The organism is Archangium sp. (assembly GCF_036277355.1).
Taxonomy (GTDB): Bacteria; Myxococcota; Myxococcia; order Myxococcales; family Myxococcaceae; genus Archangium.
In genome coordinates this window covers 1-18,114 of sequence record NZ_DASUNC010000003.1, presented here as the reverse complement: position 1 = coordinate 18,114, position 18,114 = coordinate 1, and the positions used below count along the sequence as shown (strand labels likewise).

16 protein-coding genes are annotated in these 18,114 nt (G+C 70.2%); 11 read left to right on the top strand and 5 right to left on the bottom strand.

Features of this window, described 5'->3' with window-relative positions:
* Positions 1-33 precede the first annotated feature (33 nt).
* The 6 genes from VFZ09_RS00285 to VFZ09_RS00260 all read left to right on the top strand — a co-directional run bounded on the left by VFZ09_RS00285 (position 34) and on the right by VFZ09_RS00260 (position 5,213).
* A complete protein-coding gene (locus VFZ09_RS00285) occupies positions 34-618 on the top strand; it encodes a DUF2378 family protein (RefSeq protein WP_329725397.1) in 585 nt (194 codons plus the stop codon).
* 10 nt (positions 619-628) lie between these two features.
* Positions 629-1,702, top strand: a complete 1,074-nt coding sequence (locus tag VFZ09_RS00280) for an NAD-dependent epimerase/dehydratase family protein (protein ID WP_329725396.1) — start codon at positions 629-631, stop codon at positions 1,700-1,702.
* A gap of 22 nt (positions 1,703-1,724) precedes the next feature.
* Positions 1,725-2,804 (top strand): NAD-dependent epimerase/dehydratase family protein, encoded by a 1,080-nt coding sequence (locus VFZ09_RS00275; protein WP_329725395.1) that lies wholly within the window; start codon positions 1,725-1,727, stop codon positions 2,802-2,804.
* 122 nt (positions 2,805-2,926) lie between these two features.
* Positions 2,927-4,192: a hypothetical protein gene (locus VFZ09_RS00270; RefSeq protein ID WP_329725394.1), complete on the top strand. Its 1,266-nt coding sequence runs from the start codon at positions 2,927-2,929 to the stop codon at positions 4,190-4,192.
* Between the two features lie 83 nt (positions 4,193-4,275).
* On the top strand, positions 4,276-4,803 hold the full coding sequence (locus VFZ09_RS00265) for a hypothetical protein (RefSeq protein ID WP_329725393.1): 528 nt from the start codon (positions 4,276-4,278) through the stop codon (positions 4,801-4,803).
* Between the two features lie 23 nt (positions 4,804-4,826).
* Positions 4,827-5,213, top strand: coding sequence for a hypothetical protein (locus VFZ09_RS00260; RefSeq protein ID WP_329725392.1), 387 nt, complete (start codon positions 4,827-4,829; stop codon positions 5,211-5,213).
* A 38-nt stretch (positions 5,214-5,251) separates the two neighbouring features.
* Here VFZ09_RS00260 and VFZ09_RS00255 read toward each other — a convergent pair whose 3' ends face one another.
* Positions 5,252-8,128 carry a carboxypeptidase regulatory-like domain-containing protein gene (locus VFZ09_RS00255; RefSeq protein ID WP_329725391.1) on the bottom strand — a complete coding sequence of 959 codons (2,877 nt, stop codon included), beginning with the start codon at positions 8,126-8,128 and terminating at the stop codon, positions 5,252-5,254.
* A 161-nt stretch (positions 8,129-8,289) separates the two neighbouring features.
* Between VFZ09_RS00255 and VFZ09_RS00250 the strand changes: the two genes are divergently transcribed.
* On the top strand, positions 8,290-8,973 hold the full coding sequence (locus tag VFZ09_RS00250; RefSeq protein WP_329725390.1) for a GIN domain-containing protein: 684 nt from the start codon (positions 8,290-8,292) through the stop codon (positions 8,971-8,973).
* A 15-nt stretch (positions 8,974-8,988) separates the two neighbouring features.
* On the opposite strand, the gene VFZ09_RS00245 is transcribed toward VFZ09_RS00250, so the two are convergent.
* The 3 genes from VFZ09_RS00245 to VFZ09_RS00235 form a co-directional block, all read right to left on the bottom strand.
* Complete coding sequence (locus VFZ09_RS00245) at positions 8,989-10,329, bottom strand: alkaline phosphatase family protein (RefSeq protein WP_329725389.1); 1,341 nt, start codon at positions 10,327-10,329, stop codon at positions 8,989-8,991.
* Between the two features lie 4 nt (positions 10,330-10,333).
* Positions 10,334-11,026, bottom strand: coding sequence for a hypothetical protein (locus tag VFZ09_RS00240; RefSeq protein WP_329725388.1), 693 nt, complete (start codon positions 11,024-11,026; stop codon positions 10,334-10,336).
* 156 nt (positions 11,027-11,182) lie between these two features.
* Positions 11,183-13,126 (bottom strand): serine protease, encoded by a 1,944-nt coding sequence (locus tag VFZ09_RS00235; RefSeq protein WP_329725387.1) that lies wholly within the window; start codon positions 13,124-13,126, stop codon positions 11,183-11,185.
* Positions 13,127-13,223: 97 nt separating this feature from the next.
* Between VFZ09_RS00235 and VFZ09_RS00230 the strand changes: the two genes are divergently transcribed.
* Both VFZ09_RS00230 and VFZ09_RS00225 read left to right on the top strand, forming a co-directional pair.
* A complete protein-coding gene (locus VFZ09_RS00230; RefSeq protein WP_329725386.1) occupies positions 13,224-13,712 on the top strand; it encodes a YqaA family protein in 489 nt (162 codons plus the stop codon).
* Positions 13,713-13,776: 64 nt separating this feature from the next.
* On the top strand, positions 13,777-15,402 hold the full coding sequence (locus VFZ09_RS00225) for a pre-peptidase C-terminal domain-containing protein (protein WP_329725385.1): 1,626 nt from the start codon (positions 13,777-13,779) through the stop codon (positions 15,400-15,402).
* A gap of 54 nt (positions 15,403-15,456) precedes the next feature.
* Here the strand turns inward: VFZ09_RS00225 and VFZ09_RS00220 are convergent, their stop codons facing one another.
* The gene (locus VFZ09_RS00220; RefSeq protein WP_329725384.1) at positions 15,457-16,632 is read right to left on the bottom strand and encodes an AI-2E family transporter; all 1,176 of its coding nucleotides are present in this window, start codon (positions 16,630-16,632) and stop codon (positions 15,457-15,459) included.
* A 117-nt stretch (positions 16,633-16,749) separates the two neighbouring features.
* Between VFZ09_RS00220 and VFZ09_RS00215 the strand changes: the two genes are divergently transcribed.
* On the top strand, positions 16,750-17,163 hold the full coding sequence (locus VFZ09_RS00215; protein ID WP_329725383.1) for a DoxX family protein: 414 nt from the start codon (positions 16,750-16,752) through the stop codon (positions 17,161-17,163).
* 113 nt (positions 17,164-17,276) lie between these two features.
* Positions 17,277-18,114, top strand: an 838-nt coding sequence (locus VFZ09_RS00210; RefSeq protein ID WP_329725382.1) for a 2Fe-2S iron-sulfur cluster-binding protein, incomplete at its 3' end; no start/stop codon positions are given.

Sequence of the window (18,114 nt, the reverse complement as noted above, 5' to 3'; positions counted from 1 at the left end):
GGGGCTCCCCGTCCCCCCGGAGCTCCCCCCACCGTGTCCTCCCCCCCCGCCCCCGGACTGGAGCAGCTTCTCATCCTGGCCACGCCCATGGATACGTGCCGTGGCCTGTTCTTCAACGGGGTCTTCGAGGCGGCGCGCTCGCTCGGCGGCGAGGAGGTCCGGGCCCGGTGCCTCATGGCGGCCGCAGGGAAGAAGTACGTCGACTTCTTCAGCTACCCGGTGGCGGACTTCCTCAAGACCATCTTCACCGCCGCGGAGCTGCTGGGCGGACAGGGCGGGCGGGGCATGGTGCTGCGCCAGCTCGGGCGGCGGGCCACGGCGGACTTCCTCCACTCCACCGTGGGCAAGACGATGATGGCGCTGGCCGGGACGGATCCGCAGAAGCTGCTCGCGAGCTTCCCCAGCGCCTACCGGGCCTCGCTGAGCTATGGCGATCGCGCCGTGGAGCGGCTCGGGGAGAGGCAGGCGCGGCTGATGGCGCGCCGGGACTTCCTGCCGCTGGAGTACAACGAAGGCGTCCTCCACGCCGCCATGGAGCAGTCCACGGCCCGCGAGCTGGTGGTGCGGGGACGCCAGCTGGCACCGCTCGACGTCGACTACGACATCCGCTGGATGTGAAGGTGAAGACGTGAGCACACGGCGAATCCTGGTGACCGGTGGAGCGGGCTTCGTCGGCTCGACGCTCGCCCTGTCCTTCAAGCGCGACGAGCCCGGGGCCGAGGTCATCGCCTTCGACAACCTGCGCCGGCGCGGCAGCGAGGTGACGCTCTCGCGTCTGCGCGCGGGCGGCGTGTCCTTCGTGCACGGGGACGTGCGCAACCGCGAGGACCTGGAGGCGGTGGGCGCGGTGGACCTGTTGGTGGAGTGCTCGGCCGAGCCCAGCGTGCACGCCGGGTATGACGGCAGCCCGGACTACCTCGTCCACACCAACCTGCTGGGCCTCATCCACTGCCTGGAGCACCTGCGCCGCACCGGGGGCGACCTGGTGTTCCTGTCCACCAGCCGCGTCTACCCCATCGCCGGGCTGCGGGCCCTGCCGCTGGTGCCCGAGGGCGAGCGGCTGGTGATTCCCGAGGGCGCCTCGGGTCCGGGCTGGTCGCGCGCCGGCATCGACGAGCACTTCCCGCTGGAGGGCGGGCGCTCGCTCTACGGGGCCACCAAGCTGAGCGGTGAGCTGATGATCCGCGAGTACGTGGAGATGTACGGCATGAAGGCCGTCATCAACCGGTGCGGCGTGCTGGCGGGCCCGTGGCAGATGGGGAAGGTGGACCAGGGCTTCACCGTGTTGTGGGTGGCCCGGCACGTCTATGGCGGGGAGCTGGCCTACATGGGCTTCGGCGGCGAGGGGCGGCAGGTGCGGGACATCCTGCACGTGGATGACCTCTATGACCTGGTGCGGCTCCAGGCGGCCGACCTGGGGCGGCACAATGGCGCCGTCTACAACGTGGGCGGAGGCCCCGAGGTCAGCGTGTCCCTGCGGGAGCTGACCCGGTGGTGCGAGCAGGTGAGCGGCAGGAGCGTGCCCCTCACTCGCCGTCCGGAGACGCGCCCGGCGGACATTCCCTATTATGTGAGTGACTGCTCCCGGGTGCGGGAGGCCACGGGCTGGAAGCCCACCCGTCCGGCCGGCCGCATCGTCGAGGACATCCACCGCTGGTTGATCGAACACCGAGCCGCCCTGGAACCCATCCTCGGCGCGTGAGCAGGGAAGAGGAATCACAGGCATGTCCATCGCCATCGTCACCGGCTCCGCGGGGCTCATCGGGTCCGAGTCCGTCCGCTTCCTGGCGGAGAAGGGACTCACCGTCGTCGGGGTAGACAACGATCTGCGCAAGAGCTTCTTCGGGGAGGAGGCCAGCACGGACTGGAACCGCCGCCGGTTGGAGAAGGAGGTGCGCGGCTACACCCACCTCTCCGCGGACATCCGCGACGAGGCGGCCATGGAGGCCCTGTTCGCGAAGCATGGCCGGGACATCGCGCTGATCATCCACTGCGCCGCGCAGCCCAGTCACGACTGGGCGGCCAAGGCTCCGCTGGTGGACTTCACGGTCAACGCCAACGGCACGCTGGTGCTGCTGGAGAAGACGCGGCGGCACTGCCCCGACGCGGTGTTCATCTACCTCTCCACCAACAAGGTGTACGGCGACACGCCCAACCGCCTGCCGCTGCGGGAGACGGAGACGCGCTGGGAGCTGGACACGAGCCACCCCTACGCCGAGCACGGCATCGACGAGAGCATGAGCATCGACGGCAGCATGCACTCGTTGTTCGGCGTGTCGAAGGTGTCGGCGGACCTGATGGTGCAGGAGTACGGCCGCTATTTCGGCATGCGGACGGCGTGCTTCCGCGGCGGGTGCCTCACGGGCCCTGGCCACTCGGGCGCGCAGCTCCACGGCTTCCTGTCCTACCTGGTCCGCTGCGGGGTGACGGGCTCGCCCTACACGGTGTTCGGCTACAAGGCCAGGCAGGTGCGCGACAACATCCACTCCCACGACCTGGTCAGCGCCCTGTGGCACTTCTTCCAGAAGCCGCGCGTGGCCGAGGTCTACAACATGGGCGGCAGCCGTTTCTCCAACTGCTCCATGCTGGAGGCCATCGCGCTCACCGAGAAGATCTCCGGCCGGAAGATGAACTGGACGTACGTGGACGAGAACCGCGCTGGGGATCACATCTGGTGGATCAGCGACGTGCGCCGCTTCCAGAGCCACTACCCGGAGTGGAAGTACGAGTACGGCCTGGAGCGCACACTGCGGGAGATCCACGACGCCATGCTGGAGCGCGCCGCCCGGGCCCGGAGCGCCTGAGAAGAGAAGGAGCGCCCGTCCGGCTCCCCGCCCTGATACACCCGCGCCGCGCGACATAATCCCACCCCCCCACCCGTTGCGTGGAGAGGGGGGTCCGGGCCCGCGGGAGACGAGAGGACGACATGGGTGTGAAGCTGCTGCTGGCAGGCTGGTACGGAGGTGAGGATCTCTTCTCGGCACCCGAAGCGCCCCGGCCCTGGCTGCGGCGGGTGGAGCGGTGGGTGCGCGAAGCGGCGGAGGAGCAGCTGGAGAGCTCGCGCACGGTGGAGGGCCCCAAGGGACCCATCCTGTTCCTGAGCCTGCACCCGGCCGCCGAGGAGGTGGCGCTCGTCGCCGCCGGGCAGGGGCGGGTGGTGGTCCTGGCCAATACCTCCATGGTGGGGCCGGGCTACCACCGCTACCTGTGCGATCTGCTCCATGCCCTGGGGGATGCGCTCCGCATCGACTGGGCGGACCCGGCGCTCACGGTGGCGGGAGTGGGAGATCCCACGGGGTATTTCCACACCGGGGACCCGAGTGACATCGCGCCTCGCATGCTCGCATGGCTGGGGAGCATGGCGGGCCGGGTGCTGGACTTCCGGAGACATGGCCATTCGGGGGCCACGCTGTCGCTGCGTCCCGGGCACGGTTTCGAGCACCCCGGGGCGCTGCTGACGCCCATGGGCCCGCGCGACGAGGCGTGGCTGCGCGCCGTGCACGAGGATCCGCTGCGCGGCCGGGACATCTTCCCGTGGTGGGAGCCCGGCCAGGGCGCCGCGGCGAAGCTGGGCCGCGCGTTGAGCCTCATCTGGACGGAGATGGTGTGGCGGCCGCCGTTGCTCGAGGAGGAGCGCCACCGTTTCCGCGAGGTGGCCCGGTTGTTGGAGTCCGCGTGGCGGGAGGCGCCGGAGCTGTCCTATCCCTGGCGCGAGTGGCAGCAGGTGCTGGGGTATCTCGGCGTGGGCGGCACGCTGGCGGAGGAGGTCTCCCGCCGCGCGGTCGAGGCGCCCGTGGGTCCGCTCATCGGCTACCGGAGAGGCGCGGTGCAGGTGACGTTGCCGGAGGGCTGGGAGATTCGCATTCCCGGTTCGCTCGCCGAGCAGCGCCTGGCGGATGGGAGCTGGGTGGCGCGAGATCACAGACGCAGCGTGCGCTTCGTGCCATTGCAGGATGATGTGCAAGGGATTGCGCCAGGCCCCGGAGAGTCACTGCCCTACGAGTTCCAGCACCAGGGCGAGCGGGTGAGTGGACGGGCCACGCTGCACATGGAGCCGGGGGAGTGCCGGCTCACCGCGCTGTGCGAGGCGGGGGCGCACCGTGCATTGTGTGTCGTCAGCTTCGACGACCCGGAGGAGCAGGACTGGGCGCTGGGCACCTGGCGCTCGCTGGACCACGCCGCCGCGGCGTGATGCCGTCCGCGTGGTGGACGTTCTTCACCGGCCTTTGATGCTTGGCTCCGAGGAGGAGCCATGGCAGAGAGCGTGGCTACTTCATGCTCACCGGCGAACCGACGACGCTCGACTCCATGAGAATCCGCAGTTCTGGTCACACGATGCACTGGATTGCCCTGACGATGGTCATGGGGGTGGTCAGCACCGGGTGTGCCCATACACAGCTACATCCTCGAGAGACTGAAACCTACGTCATCTCCGAGGAGATGAGCGGAACTGGCGGCTCTGGTGGGCATGATTGTGATGCGGAGCAAATCGAGTGCTTCGATAGGTGCTGGAACTCACCACCGCCTCAGACGAGCATCAAGAGGGGCTCTGGAAAACACAACGAGGCTTGTTCGGAGAAGTGCCTCGAGGAGTACATGGAGTGCGTCAAGGAGCAGGAGCAGTGGGAGGAGGAGAGAAAGAAGAAGGAACTCCACTTCCTGGATGTGGCTACCGCGCTCTCCTGGCTTCGAAGCCACAAGACGGAACTCGTGATTGGAACCGTCGTTGTCGCTGGCGGCGTTTCTTTTGTCATCGCCATGGGTGGACCCGGCATGCTTCTTCTGGTTCCTCTTGCCCTCTGAGTTCGCGAAAGGTTGGAACATCAATGGCAAACGTTACGGATTTCAATCTGGATGCGGTCATTCAGGCCGTGGACTCAGCGGGCAAGGCCTGTCCGGCGGGCTCAACGGAGGAAGAGGCGCTGCGGATCGCGGCCATCTCGTTGCTGTACGTCCGCCACCTCAAGAAGGTCGATGATTTCCGACGGTACTATGCGGAGTTCTTCGACCCCTCGTTTCAGGTCAAGGTCGCCCATACGTTCGCGACGAGGGACGAAGCGGATGCATGGCTTGCCAGTGGAAAGGCAATCGACGGTGAACGTGTCAGAATCGCTGGACAGGGTTTCCTGGTCGTTCAGTTGCCGAAGGGATTGAAGTTCCTCCGCAATCCTCTACCGGAGGAACTGGGCCCTCCCAGGTCCGAGTCGCCGTAAGTGCAGACGGTGCCTTATTCGCTCTCCCGCGTACCCGTTCACTTCGCCCGGGTGAGCGTGAGGGTCTGCGTCCGGCCGTCCCGGCGGAGCGTGAGTGTGCACGGGCTCCCAGGGGCTCCCAGCTCGCGCTGGCGGGCCTCGCCGGGGTCGAGCACCGTGGCGCCGTCAATCGCCTTCACCACGTCTCCCACCCGCAGCTCCCCCGTCTCCGCGCCCTCGGCGATCCAGCTGATGGTGACGTCGTTGCCGCTCATGCCGAAGGTGAGCCCCAGCCGCCCGGGCTCCACCCGCGTCGGGCCCAGGCGCCAGTCACCCAACTCCTTCGTCTTCCCGGCGGTGATCGTCACCTCTCTCTCCACGAGCGCGTGGCCCCGGCTCCAGGCGGTGACGCGGTGCGCCCCGGGGGCGAGGTCGTCGACCTGGAAGCGCCCGTCCTCGCCCGTCGTCGGTGAGCGGAGCCCGTCCACATCCACATAGGCCTGGCCGATGGGCATGCCCGTCTTCGCGTCCAGCAACCGCCCCGTGAGGCTGCCTCCGGCATCCACGACCACCTCGACCCGGGCCGTGCCTCCCGGGGTGGCCGTCGTCTCGGCCTTGCCGGCGCGGCCGTCCGGCAGCGTGGCGGTGATGGCCAGCCGGGACGCGAAGACATCCTCCACGACGAACTGGTCCCCGGTGAACTCGAGCTGTTGCTGCGTGAGGTAGTCCTCATCCTCGGTCCTCAGCGCCGTCACCAGCAGCTTGAAGCCGTTGACGGCGCGGCCTCCCGCCGAGCGCACCGAGCCGGTCAGCCGCGCACCCGGCTCCAACTGGAGGGTGACCGCCGTCCGCGTCGAGGGCACCGAGAGCAGATCCCCCCGCCGTCCGCCATTCGTCGCCCACAGGTGCAGCGCGTCGCTCCCCACTCCATCCACCACCAGCGTCGCCCTTCCGGACTCGTCGCTCAGCTGCTCGGCCAGGATGTTCGACCTTCCCGCCTCGCTGCCCATGACGGTGGCGCGCACGCTGGGCGCTCCGTTGGGCTCGAGCACCGTGACCACGATGGGCTTCTTCGCCGCGTGCAGCTCCAACTCGACGTGCTGTGACTGGCCCGCCTTCAGCTCGACGACCCGCTCCTGGCTCTCGCTCTGGGCGCTGGCGTCCGTCATCCACGCGCTGAGCTGGTAGCGGCCCGCTCCCACCTTCATCGACCACGTGCCATCGGCGGAGGCCGGAGCTTCGAGTCCCTCGAAGCGGGGCGCACCGACCCGCTGGGCGAAGACCGTGACCGGCTTCGCCGGCAATCCGCCACCGGCCATGCGCACGGTCCCCTCGAGCACGCCCTCATCGGAAAGCTGGAGCCGCACCCGTGCCGTCTTGCCGGGCTCGACCTTGACGGGCTCGCGGGTATTCACCGCGCTGCCCGCGCGTACCGCGGCCACGTACACGTCTCCTGGTGGCATGTCCTCGAGGACGAACGCCCCCGTGGCATCGGTCACCGTCGCGACGGCTCCCTCCAGCGCGCCCCACCTGCGCTGGGGAGTCACCTGCACGCCCGCGACGGGCTTCTTCTCCCCATCCACCACGGTGCCCTCGATGCGGCCGTTGGCCTCCAGCTCGGCGAGCAGCTCGAAGCGCTGTCCCTCCAGCGCGGTGAGGCCCCTGCGGGAGAGCGTCTTGAATCCCCGGGCCCGCACCGTCACGTCATACGCACCCGGAGCGAGTCCGTTCACCTCGAAGTGCCCATCCGCCCCGGAGCTGGCCTGGGCGATGTCGCCGCGGTCCCCGTGTGGGCCGAGGACGATGGCCGCATCGGCGACGGGCTGGCCCGAGTCCTTGCGCCGCACCACGCCCACGATGGCGGTGGGAGACCCCAGCCGGATGCGCAGGTCCCTGAGCGTCATTCCCGCCGCCACCACGAGCCGGCCAGCGGCCGCGCCCGTCTTGTCTCCCTGGCGCGCCGAGAGCTGGTAGGTGCCCGGGGGAACGTCGAGCGAGAAGCCGCCTCCGGCTCCCGTCACGCCCGCCACGGCCTCGTCGGCGCCGAAGGCACTCACGCTGGCGCCAATGGCCGGCGTGCCATCTGCACGCTCGACGAAGCCCTCGAGGAATGCCGAGCCCTCCAGCTCGACCGAGACACCCGAGGACGGCACGTGCACGCGCGCCAGCCGCTTGGGAGCGTGGCCCGGGGCCCGGGCATCGAGCTGGTAGTCCCCCCGCGTCAGGCCCTCGAAGCGGAAGTTCCCGCGTGCATCGCTCACCGCCGAGAGACGCTCCTCCTCGGGCGCCGAGGCTCGGGAGTAGAAGCCTCCGGAGAGTCTCGGGGTGAGGGTGAGCTCCACGAGCGGCACCGGGTCGCGCGAGGTCCGCTCCACGGTGGAGCCCTCGAGGCCCTGGCCCGCGTCGAGCGTCAGCCGGACCGTCGTGCTCGCCTCTCCCCGGGGGCGGGTGACCTCGGCTCTCGCTGGCGCGAGGCCCTCGGTGCGGGCCGAGACGAGGTAGTTGCCCGCGCGGGCGGGGAGCACGGCCACTCCCGCCTCATTCGTGAGCCCGGTGCCCGCCAGACGCCAGGCGGGCTGGCCCGTGGTGGGCTCGTGCGCTCCGCGCAGGTACAGCGTCACGCGAGCGCCCTGACGCGGGCCCGTGGGCGAGAGGACCTCGACACGCAGGGTGCCTTCCTCCTCTCGCATGGGCTCGGCGACGGGGGGCGTCGTGCCGTCCATCGTGGCGCTCGTGTCCGGCCCACGCTGTCCGGTGCCATCCGGGGGGCCGGCCCTCTGTCCCGTGAGGCTCTTGCCCTGTATCGAGTCCCGCCCGGTGGTGGCGTGTCCTTCCCGGGCGGACGCCGCATCCGGCGCCGACGCGCCGCGCCAGACGAGGCCGAGCGCGAGCAGGAGCGTGGCTACACCCATCAGGACGAGTACCGTTCGTTTCATGCCCATTCCGTGGAAATGACCGCGCATCGGACAACGCGGGGCGCGCCGGGTTCCACGCCAAGGCGGAATTTTTCGCCGGGCCCGGTGACAACTCCTGACCGCCACGGTGTTTCAGCGTGCGGAGGCCGGCGTCACCGGTCAGAACTCCTGGGGGTCAGACGATGAAGAGCGTGTCTCGTGGGTTGTGGGTGGGGATGTCGTTGCTGGTGGCGGTGATGGGCTGTGGCCTCGGGCCGCAGGTGCAGGGCAGCGGCACTCTGGTGCAGGAGGAGCGGCAGGTGCCCGAGTTCGTGTCGCTCGACGTGGAGGACGGCATCGAGTCCGTGGTGGTGGTGGACCCCAGCCAGCCCCGGAAGGTGCGCGTGGTGGGGGACGACAACCTGGTGCGGCTGATGCGGACGGACGTGGTGGGGACGGGGACTCTCTCCGTCCACTTCCGCATGGAGGACGTGGGGAGCTGGCGCTCCTCCAATCCCCTGCGGGTGGACGTGAGCGGCAGCATCGGCGCTCCCTTCACCCTGGAGGCGAGCGGAGGGGGTTCTGTGAAGGTGCGAGGCCTCGACACCGGGTTGTTCTCGCAGGACGTGAGCGGTGGGGCGGACGTGACGGTGGAGGGGCGCGCCACCCGGGTGGAGAGCACGATGTCCGGGGGGAGCGTGCTTCGGGCGCGCGATTTTTCCGTGGAAGAGGCGGCGCTCATCTCCAGCGGTGGTGGCTCCACGGAGATCCGGGTCTCCAATGCGCTGCGCGTGGAGGCCTCCGGTGGAGGCGCGGTGCGCATCATTGGCCGGCCCACGGTGCTCCAGGAGGACCTCAGCGGCGGCTCGACGCTCCGCTTCGAGTAGCCGCCGAGGCTCCCTTCAGGGCACGAGGGGTGCTCCGACCAGGTCCGGGTATTTGGCCGAGGTCGCGATGGGCCCCTCGTGCTGGAGCAGCTCGCGGGCCGCCTCCTGGAAGGCGCGCTCGTTGGGCGCCAGGGGCTTGCGCTTCATCGCGGGCATGGGCGGAACGGGCCGTGCCGCCCGGTGGGGAACGGGCCGCTGGGCCGGTGTATCCGCGAGCGCCTCGGACAGGCTGCGGATGCCCTGGGCCCGGCGGTGGCTGACCGAGGCCGAGTAGTCCTCGGGGCCCGAGCCGAACTTCTCGGCGAGCAGCTGCAGGATGGACGTGTGGTCGAGGTTGCCGTGGAAGGCCTTGCCCGGCTGCACCCAGGGGGACACGAGCAGCCCGGGCACCCGGGGTCCGGTCGTCCTGAAGGGCTCCGTGAAGAGCGCTCCCGGCGCGGGCGGTTGCTCGATGGGCAGCGGCGGCACGTGGTCGAAGAAGCCGCCGTGCTCGTCATAGGTGTGGATGAACAGCGTCCGGGCCCACTTCGCCGGGTTGCTCGTGAGCGTCGTGTACACCCGGTGCAGCAGCGCCTCGCCATGGTCCACCCGGGCGAGCGGATGGTTGCAGTTGGGCGGCGCGTCCGACCAGAAGAAGTCGAAGTAGCGCGGCTCCAGGAAGATGACCTGCGGCGCCTGGTCCGGCGGCTCGTGCTGGATGTCGTGCGCGAGCTCGCTCATGGGGCGGTACTTCATCCCCACCAGCTCGTGGAAGCGCCCGAACAGCAGGAAGAAGGGCGGCCCGTCATGGTAGACGCGCCACCGGACGCCGTGCTGGTTCAGCCAGTCGAAGACGTGCTCGCGGTGGGGAATCAGCCGGGAGCCCGTGTCCTCGATGAGCGTGGTGCCCGTGAAGGCCATGCAGCGGTTGGGCTGCGTGTCCGAGGGCAGGGGCGTGAACCAGCGATCGCACACGCAGTACTCCCGCGCCAGGAAGGACGTCATCCAGGCGCCGTTCGAATCGAAGTACCCCATGGGGGGCGGGTGCTCGGCCTGGTGCTGGGTGTATTGGAAGTAGGAATCCACGAAGCCCGACATGCGGAACTTCTTGCCGCTGGGGCTCCGGGCCATCTGCACGTCCACCAGGTGCCGGCTGTGCGGTGGATCCCGGATGACCGAGGCCTCGTCGGTGATGCGGAAGGGCCGGTAGACGCGGTTCTGGAAGACGTTGGCGTAGCGCGCGTTGGTGTCGGGGTTGCGCAGCCCGTCCACGTCCGACTGCGGGTTCTCCAGCGACAGGTGCCCGAGCATGTGATCGAACGACCTGTTCTCCAGCATCAGGATGACGATCGTCTGGATTTGATGGAGCGCGGCCATGGTGTCACCTCGGGCAGGAGAGCTGGAGTTTGATGAGCAGCCGGCCATCCACCGACTCGAGCGCGTCCTCGCAGCTCTCGCCCTCGTCGAGCGGGACGCGCAGCCGCCAGAGGCCCTGGGCCGGCTGTCCTTCGAAGCCTGGCGCGTTCGCGCCTTCGGCCACCGTCTCGGACGCCTCGCCCTTGAGGATGACCAGCGTGCGCGCGTTCATGTTCGTCACCCGCCCGATGCGCACGTTGGGCGAGATGTCCTTGCCGTCCAGCTGGAATGTGGACTCCAGGGCTCCTGTCTGCGTCGAGCAGGTGAAGCGGCCCTGGCCCTCGGCGTCGACGATGCCGTACTTGAGGTCCTTCGGAGGGGAGAGCACCTCGCTCTCCGTCATCTCCTTCTTCAACCCGAAGACGCGGGAGACCTGCAGGCGGAAGGTGGTGGGCCCGCTGACGGTGACCGTCTGCTGGCCCGAGTCGTCCTTGCTGCCGAGCTTCGCCACCGCGGGGTTGGACTCGAGGCGGACGGGCCCGTTCGTCTCCCAGCGCAGGGTGACCTCGTCACCGGGGCAGGCCACCGGAGGCGACGTGGTGAACCGGTGGATGTGGGGCTTGGGGCAGCCGCCCAGCAGCACCGCGAACAGGACGCTCACCAGGAGTCCGGCCGGGCGGCCTTGTGGCCCGCTCCAGGGGCCCTGGGTCGATCTCACGCTCATACCTCCCCCCGTGCCCACCCGCTCGGGTGGGTGGCTGTCGCGCCATGAAGTGAAGGCGCCCCTTGAGGATGAGGGATGGCGCCTCGGTTGTGATGGGCCACCGGCCGCGACTCTCCTGTACCTGACAGGAGAGGAGGCAGGCACCCGGGTCTACTGGAGGGTGTAGACCACCGTGCCGGAGCAGCCGCGATTGCCGGCGCAGCCCGCGCGGAGCTGGTACGTGCCGTCCGCGGGGACGGTGTAGCTCAGGTGCGAGAGCGAGCCGCACGCGTTGTCGTTGGCGGCCACCAGGGCGCCGGTGGAGGTGTAGAGCCGCAGGTACGTGTCGCCGCTGCCGGATGCGCCCGCAAGGGTGCAGGTGCCGAAGGTGAGGATCTGTCCCGCGGCCGCCGTCACGTCGCGGGTGGTGGTGTTGCGGGTGGCGTTGTTGGTGCTGCTGGCGGTGTAGGTGAACGAGCCGGTGAGGGGGCCGGGCGGCGGGGTGCCGGCGGTGATCTTCCACACCACGGTGCCGCCGCAGCCGCCGCTGGAGTAGCAGCCGGCGCGGACCTCGTAGGTACCGCCCTTGCCCGCGGGCACGGTGTACTTGAAGTACGACGAGCGGCCGCCACAGGCGTCGTCATTGGAAGCCGCCTGCGCGCCCGCGCCATCGTACAGGCGCAGGTATGTGTCCCCCGTGGCGGTGGCGCCCGTGAGGCTGCAGGTGCCCACCTCCACCACGTCCCCCGCGTTGAAGGTGAGGCTCTTGTTCACCGTGTTCTGCTGGGCGCTGTGGGTGTTGGTGGCGCTGTAGGTGAAGGACTGGACGGGCGGCGGAGGCGGCGGGGGCTCGCTGTTGGCGCCCCACGGGTCCGGGCACGTGGCGCCGCGGAGGGCGCACGCCGGCAGGCTGCTGCCCAGGTGGGTGATGATCTCCTGGATGGGCACGCCGCGGTTGGGGCAGTTGGCGCAGTGGTGCAGCGACACCACCTGGTGGTCCGCGTAGCCAATCACCGGCGAGCCCGAGGAGCCTCCCTGCGTGTCCGCGTAGTACCCCACGTCGTTGGGGCCCCCGCTCTGGCAGGCCGGCTCGGTGAGGCTGTACACCTCGGCGTAGCCGGAGGCGTCGGCCGTGGCGCTGGAGGTGACGGCGATCTTCTTGCCGTACGCCGCCGGGTGTTGGGGAACGTAGATGCGCTCGTCCACCACCGCGCCGGTGGCGCGCAGCTGGAGGAAGCCGTAGGTGCTGGTGGGGTTGGTGGGCAGCTGCACCAGCGTGTAGTCGCGCGGGGCGTCCGTCTTCACCAGCGTGGCGCCGGTGGCCACCACCGTGCCCGGGCACGCGCCCCAGGAGCTACAGCTGGTGGCGCAGGTGGCCCCCTCGGCCATGAACTCGTAGGTGGTGTTGCGCGCGTCCGTGTCCGAGGCGATGCAGTGGTTGTTCGTCAGCAGGTGGCCCTGGTTGCCCACGAGCCACCCGGTGCAGGCGCTGGAGCCGTTGATGAGCAGGCGCGCCACCGCCCGGCCGTGGTTGTAGAGCTGCGGCTCGCTGCTCTCGTAGCACCGCGCCCAACCGGAGTCGTCCGCGCCGCACAGGGCCTCGGCCTGCAGGCCGTTCGTCCCCAGCTCCCGTGCGGTGTAGCCGCGCGCGTACTTGTCGATGCGGTAGCCGTACGGGTTGAGCACGCCCCGGCGCTCCACCCCGGCGCCGTGCAGCTCGATGATGGCGGTGTCTCCGGGAATGGGGATGCCCCAGAAGCCATCGCGTGCGCCCGGGTGCGTGGCGTCGTAGCGCCAGGAGCGCGAGCCATCCGGTGCACGGACGAGGACGTAGTCCCCCTCCGCGAGCTCGAGCGTGGCGAAGTGCGGGGCGATGTACGAAGCCCCGGGGTGGGTGAGCGTGCCGGTGTGGAGGGCCCCGGTGGCCGCGGGCCGCTCCACCGCCGCGTACGGGTGCGGCGACTCGAGGCGGAGCACCACCTCCTCGCCCACCTTCTGGCTGCCTTGTGACGCGGGGGAGGCCTCGCACACCGGTCCGCTCCCGGGCGACGCGGCCCATGCGGTGGCGCCGAGCGCGAGGCCCAGGGCGAGACCTGCCAGTCGGACGTTCTTCATCGGGACTCCGGAGTTGGGGGGATGGGCCGGAAGGTAGGAACGGGCAGGCAGGCATCCATCCCTCCCGGGAGTCCGACGTCCTAAAGTAGGCGCCACGATGCCGGATGCGTCCACGCTGGCCGATTGGGGACTGCCGGGGCTCTTCCTCGTGGCGATGGTGGCCGGCTCGGTGCTGCCCGCGCCCTCCGAGGCGGTGCTGGCCGCGCTCGTCTATGGCGGGGTGCCCCCGGTGCCCGCCGTGGCCGTGGCCACCGTGGGCAATGTGCTCGGCGCCCTCACCCTCTATGTCCTGGGCCGCTGGGTGGCGCGCGGAGGGGGGGGCCCGGTGGGCCGCTGGGTGCAGCGCCGCCGGGAGCGCGAGGGCCCCCGTCTGGCCCGGGCCCAGGAGCGGCTGGCCACCTGGGGCGCCCCGGTGCTCGCCCTCGCCTGGGTGCCCGTGGTGGGGGACGTCTTCGTGCTCGCCGCCGGCCTCGTGGGCGTGCGCTGGGCGCCCTTCGTCGGCTTCGTCACAGTGGGCAAGGGGCTTCGCTACCTCTTTGTCGCGCTGTCCGCCCTCGCAGCGTCCACCACTGGAATTTCACCGTGAGACTGCGATGATGGGGCCGCGGTCTTCCCCAGCGCCCGTGTCTCGCGGGCAGGAAGTGTTTTCCATGCGACAGCTGACCCCCTCCTCGAAGCGCTCGGGCCTGGGCCCCTGGCTTCTGGTTCCACTGCTCACCCTGGTCCTCGCCGCGTGCGGTGAGGGCGCCGCCGTGGACCCGCGGGAGGAGTCCGCGAACGAGGAGATGTCCACCGGAGCGGCCCCGCTCGGGGAGTTCCGCCTGCGCCTGATGGCCGCCAACATCACCAGTGGCAACGCCCAGAGCTACGACCCCGGCCACGGCATCCGCATCTTCCAGGGCACCAGGCCGGACGTGGTGATGATCCAGGAGTTCAACTACACCTCCGGGAGCATCCGGAGCTTCGTGGACACCGCGTTCGGCACGAACTTCTACTACTACCGGGAGACGGGGGCGCAGATCCCCAACGGCGTCATCAGCCGCTACCCCATCCTCGCCGCGGGCGAGTGGACGGACACGCAGGTGTCCAACCGCGACTTCGCGTGGGCGCGCATCGACATCCCCGGCCCCAAGGATCTCTGGGTGGTGAGCGTGCACCTGCTCACCTCGGGCAGCGGCGTGCGCAACACCGAGGCCACCAACCTGGTCAACTACATCAAGGCCAACATCCCCACCGGGGACTATCTGGCCATCGGCGGTGACCTCAATACCGACACCCGCACCGAGCCCTGCTTCACCGCCTTCAGCCAGGTGGTGACCACCAGCGGCCCGTACCCGGCGGACAAGAACGGCAACGTCAACACCAACGCGGGCCGCACCAAGCCGTACGACCACGTGCTGGTGGACTCGGATCTGCGCGCCTACCAGACGGCCACCGTCATCGGCTCCAGCACCTTCAGCGCGGGCCTGGTGGTGGACACGCGCGTGTACTCGCCCCTCTCGGAGATCTCTCCGGCGCTGTCGGGGGACAGCGGCTCCACCAACATGCAGCACATGGCCATCATCAAGGACTTCCTCCTGCCGGGGGATGATGGGACGACGCCCGTGTCGAGCGTGACGGTGGGCGCGCCCAACGGCGGGGAGAGCTGGGTGGGGGGCAGCAGCCAGAGCATCACCTGGACGGCGAGCGGCGTGAGCAACGTGAAGCTCGAGTACACGCTGGACGGGAGCACGTGGAACCTCATCTCCGCGAGCACGCCGGCCTCGGCGGGCAGCTACAGCTGGGTGGTGCCGAACACGGCGGCCACGGCGGCGAAGGTGCGGGTGAGTGACGCGGCCAACGCCACCGTCCTCGACACCAGCGACGCGGCCTTCACCGTCACCGTCTCGACCACCCCGGGGCCCACGACCGCCATCACCGCGGAGACCGAGTCCAACGACACCGCGGCGACCGCCAGCGGCCGGGTGGGCGCGAACACCGCCGTGAGCGGGAGCCTCGCCACCAGCACGGACGTGGACTGGTTCAAGTTCACGGTGACCACGCCGGGCACCGTCACGGTGAAGCTGACCATGCCGGGCAGCGCGGACCTGGACTGGTACCTGTACACCGCGTCCGACCTGAACTTCTTCGAGGCGCGCGGCTACACCACGAGCAACCCGGAGGTGGGCACCTACGAGGCGCTCGCCGCCGGCACGTACTACGTGAAGGTGGTGGGGTACGCGGGCGCGACGAGCAGCTACTCGCTGCTGGTGACGGGGGCCGGCGTCCAGCCGTAGCCCTCCGCGGTACGCAGCGGGCTCCCGGGTGCGCCGCGGCCCCCGGGAGTCCCGTCAGTGGTGGGGGCTGTCCAGCAGGTGCTCATCCGAGTGGAGCCCGGCGGGCTCGAACTCCTCGCCCTCGGCCACGGTGGGCTGGTTGCGCGGGGGCGTGGCCGGGTCTCCGGGGCGGGGAGAGGGCCGGCCGTAGTCGCGCTCGTAGATGCGCAGCACGGCGAGGAAGAAGGCCACGATGACGGGCCCCAGCAGCAGGCCGATGGCGCCGAAGACGGCCAGGCCGCCGAGCAGCGAGAAGAAGACGATGGCGCCGTGCATGTGCATGCCGCGCCTGGCCAGCAGCGGCTTGACGACGTTGTCGGAGAGCCCCACCACGATGATGCCCCAGGCGGCCAGCACGATGGCGGCGATGGGGTGGCCGGTGGCGAGCAGCAGCAGGGCGGCGGCCACACACACCACGGCGGCGCCCACGGCCGGGATGAGGGCGAAGAAGAACGTCACCGCCGCGAAGAAGATGGGGACCGGCACGCCCGTGATGAGGTAGCCCACCAGGGCCGCCAGCGCCTGCACTCCCGCGGTGAGGAGGGTGGACACCAGCACGGACTTGGTGACGTTGCGGAACTCCATCAGCAGCTCCGTCGTCTGCCCGCGCTTGAGCGGCGACACGCTCTCCAGCCACGCGACGAGCTGCCTGCCCTGCACCAGCAGGAAGTAGAAGGCGATGAGCATCATCACCGTCTGGAAGACCACCGTACCGGTGGTCGCCACCACTCCGCCCACCGTCTGGGCCGCGCTGGTGCCCCGGGTGGTGAGCTGCTCCTGCAGGGTCTGCCACAGCCCGGCGCTCCGCGACTGGAAGGTGTCCAGCAGCCGCGAGGCGTGGTCCTTGAAGGGGCCGGGGACGTAGGCCACCAGTCCCTCCAGCCCCCGCTTCTCCACGATGTCGGTGATGAAGGCCACCCCCTTGGAGATTTCCGAGACCAGGAAGGCCGTGAGGCTGGCCAGGGGCGCGAGCACCGCCAGGATGACGCCCACGCAGATGAGGCCGGCGGACAGCCCGCTCTTGCCGCGCACATGCCGCGTCAGCCACCGGTGCAGGCCGTAGAGGGCTCCCGCGAGCACCGCGGCCAGGAAGAAGGCCTCGAAGAAGGGGGAGAAGACCCACAACACCAGGGCGATGGACAGCGCGATGAGCCCGATGAGGACCCTCCGGGCGCCTTGTTCAGTGGCCATGGCCGGACGATGGGGGTGCTCCCCGGTGGGCGGTAGGGGTGGGGGACGGCCGGTTGTCCGCGGGTGGAGGCCGCTCGGCTCTTGGGGAAGCAGGCAGGCCGGGTAGAGTGCCCGCCCATGCCGGCTCTCGACTCGAACCTCTTCCCCCTCTGGCTCGTCCAGGCGCTGTGCGCCCTCTTCCTCGCCATCACCTTCCTCCAGTCCGGACTGGACAAGGTCATCGACTGGAAGGGCAACCTGGGGTGGCTCACCGGACACTTCGCCAAGAGCCCCCTGCGCGGGGTGGTGCCGCCCATGCTGGCCACCCTCACCCTGCTGGAGCTCGCCGCGGGGGCCGTGAGCGCCGCCGGGCTGGGGGTGCTGGTGCTCTCCGGGGGCACCCGGGTGGCCATGTGGGGCGCGGCCCTCTCGGGGCTGTCCTTCGTGGCCCTCTTCTTCGGCCAGCGCATGGCCAAGGACTACGCGGGCGCCGGAGGCCTGGTGCCGTACTTCCTCGTCACCCTGGTGGCCCTGATGGTGCTCCGCGGGTGAAATGTCCGCCCCGTGGCACTCCCGGCCACTTGCAGGCCGGGGTTCCCGCGGGCGCGAGCCGTAGTAGTCTGGCCCCCCGGCCCTTCCTCACTGGAGGGGACCGGAGGAGGCCCATGGAACGCCTGCGCTTCTTCCTGAATGACAAGCCCGTCGAGGAGACGGGGCTCTCTCCCACCACCACGCTGCTGCGCTACCTGCGGGACCGGGTGCACCTGACCGGCACCAAGGAAGGTTGCGCCGAGGGCGACTGCGGGGCCTGCACCGTCGCCGTGCTGGAGCACGACAGCCAGGGCGCGCCCGCCCTGCGCGCGGTGAACGCGTGCCTGGTGCTGCTGCCCATGGTGCAGGGCAAGCGGGTGTACACGGTGGAGGCCCTCAAGGAGGGCGGCCAGTACCACGTGGTGCAGGAGACGCTGGCGCGCGAGCTGGGCTCCCAGTGCGGCTACTGCACCCCGGGCATCGCCATGGCCATGCTGGAGGCCTGCCACCGCCGGGACATGGACGAGCCCTGGAAGCTGGACGCGCAGATGTGCGGCAACCTCTGCCGCTGCACCGGCTACCGGCCCATCCGCGAGGCGGCCAACCAGGTGGCCGGCCTGCGCCCCCAGGACCGCTTCGCCCGGGCGCTCGCGGAGACGCGGCCCGAGCCCATGGCGCTGGCCTACGAGGCCGGGGCCCAGCGCTTCTTCACTCCCGGCTCCCTGGACGCCCTCTGGGACGTGCTGGACACGCACCCCGACGCGCGCTTCGTCATGGGCGGGACGGACCTGTCGCTGGAGGTGACGAAGCGCTACGCGGAGCCGCCGCTGTTGGTGTCGCTGGAGGCCCTGCCCGAGCTGCACGTGCTGGAGCCCCGGGGCGGCGGCCACCGCCTGGGCGCCACCGTGTGGCTGACGGACCTGGAGGACTACGCGCGCGTGGCGTGCCCGCCGCTGGAGCGGATGCTGCGCT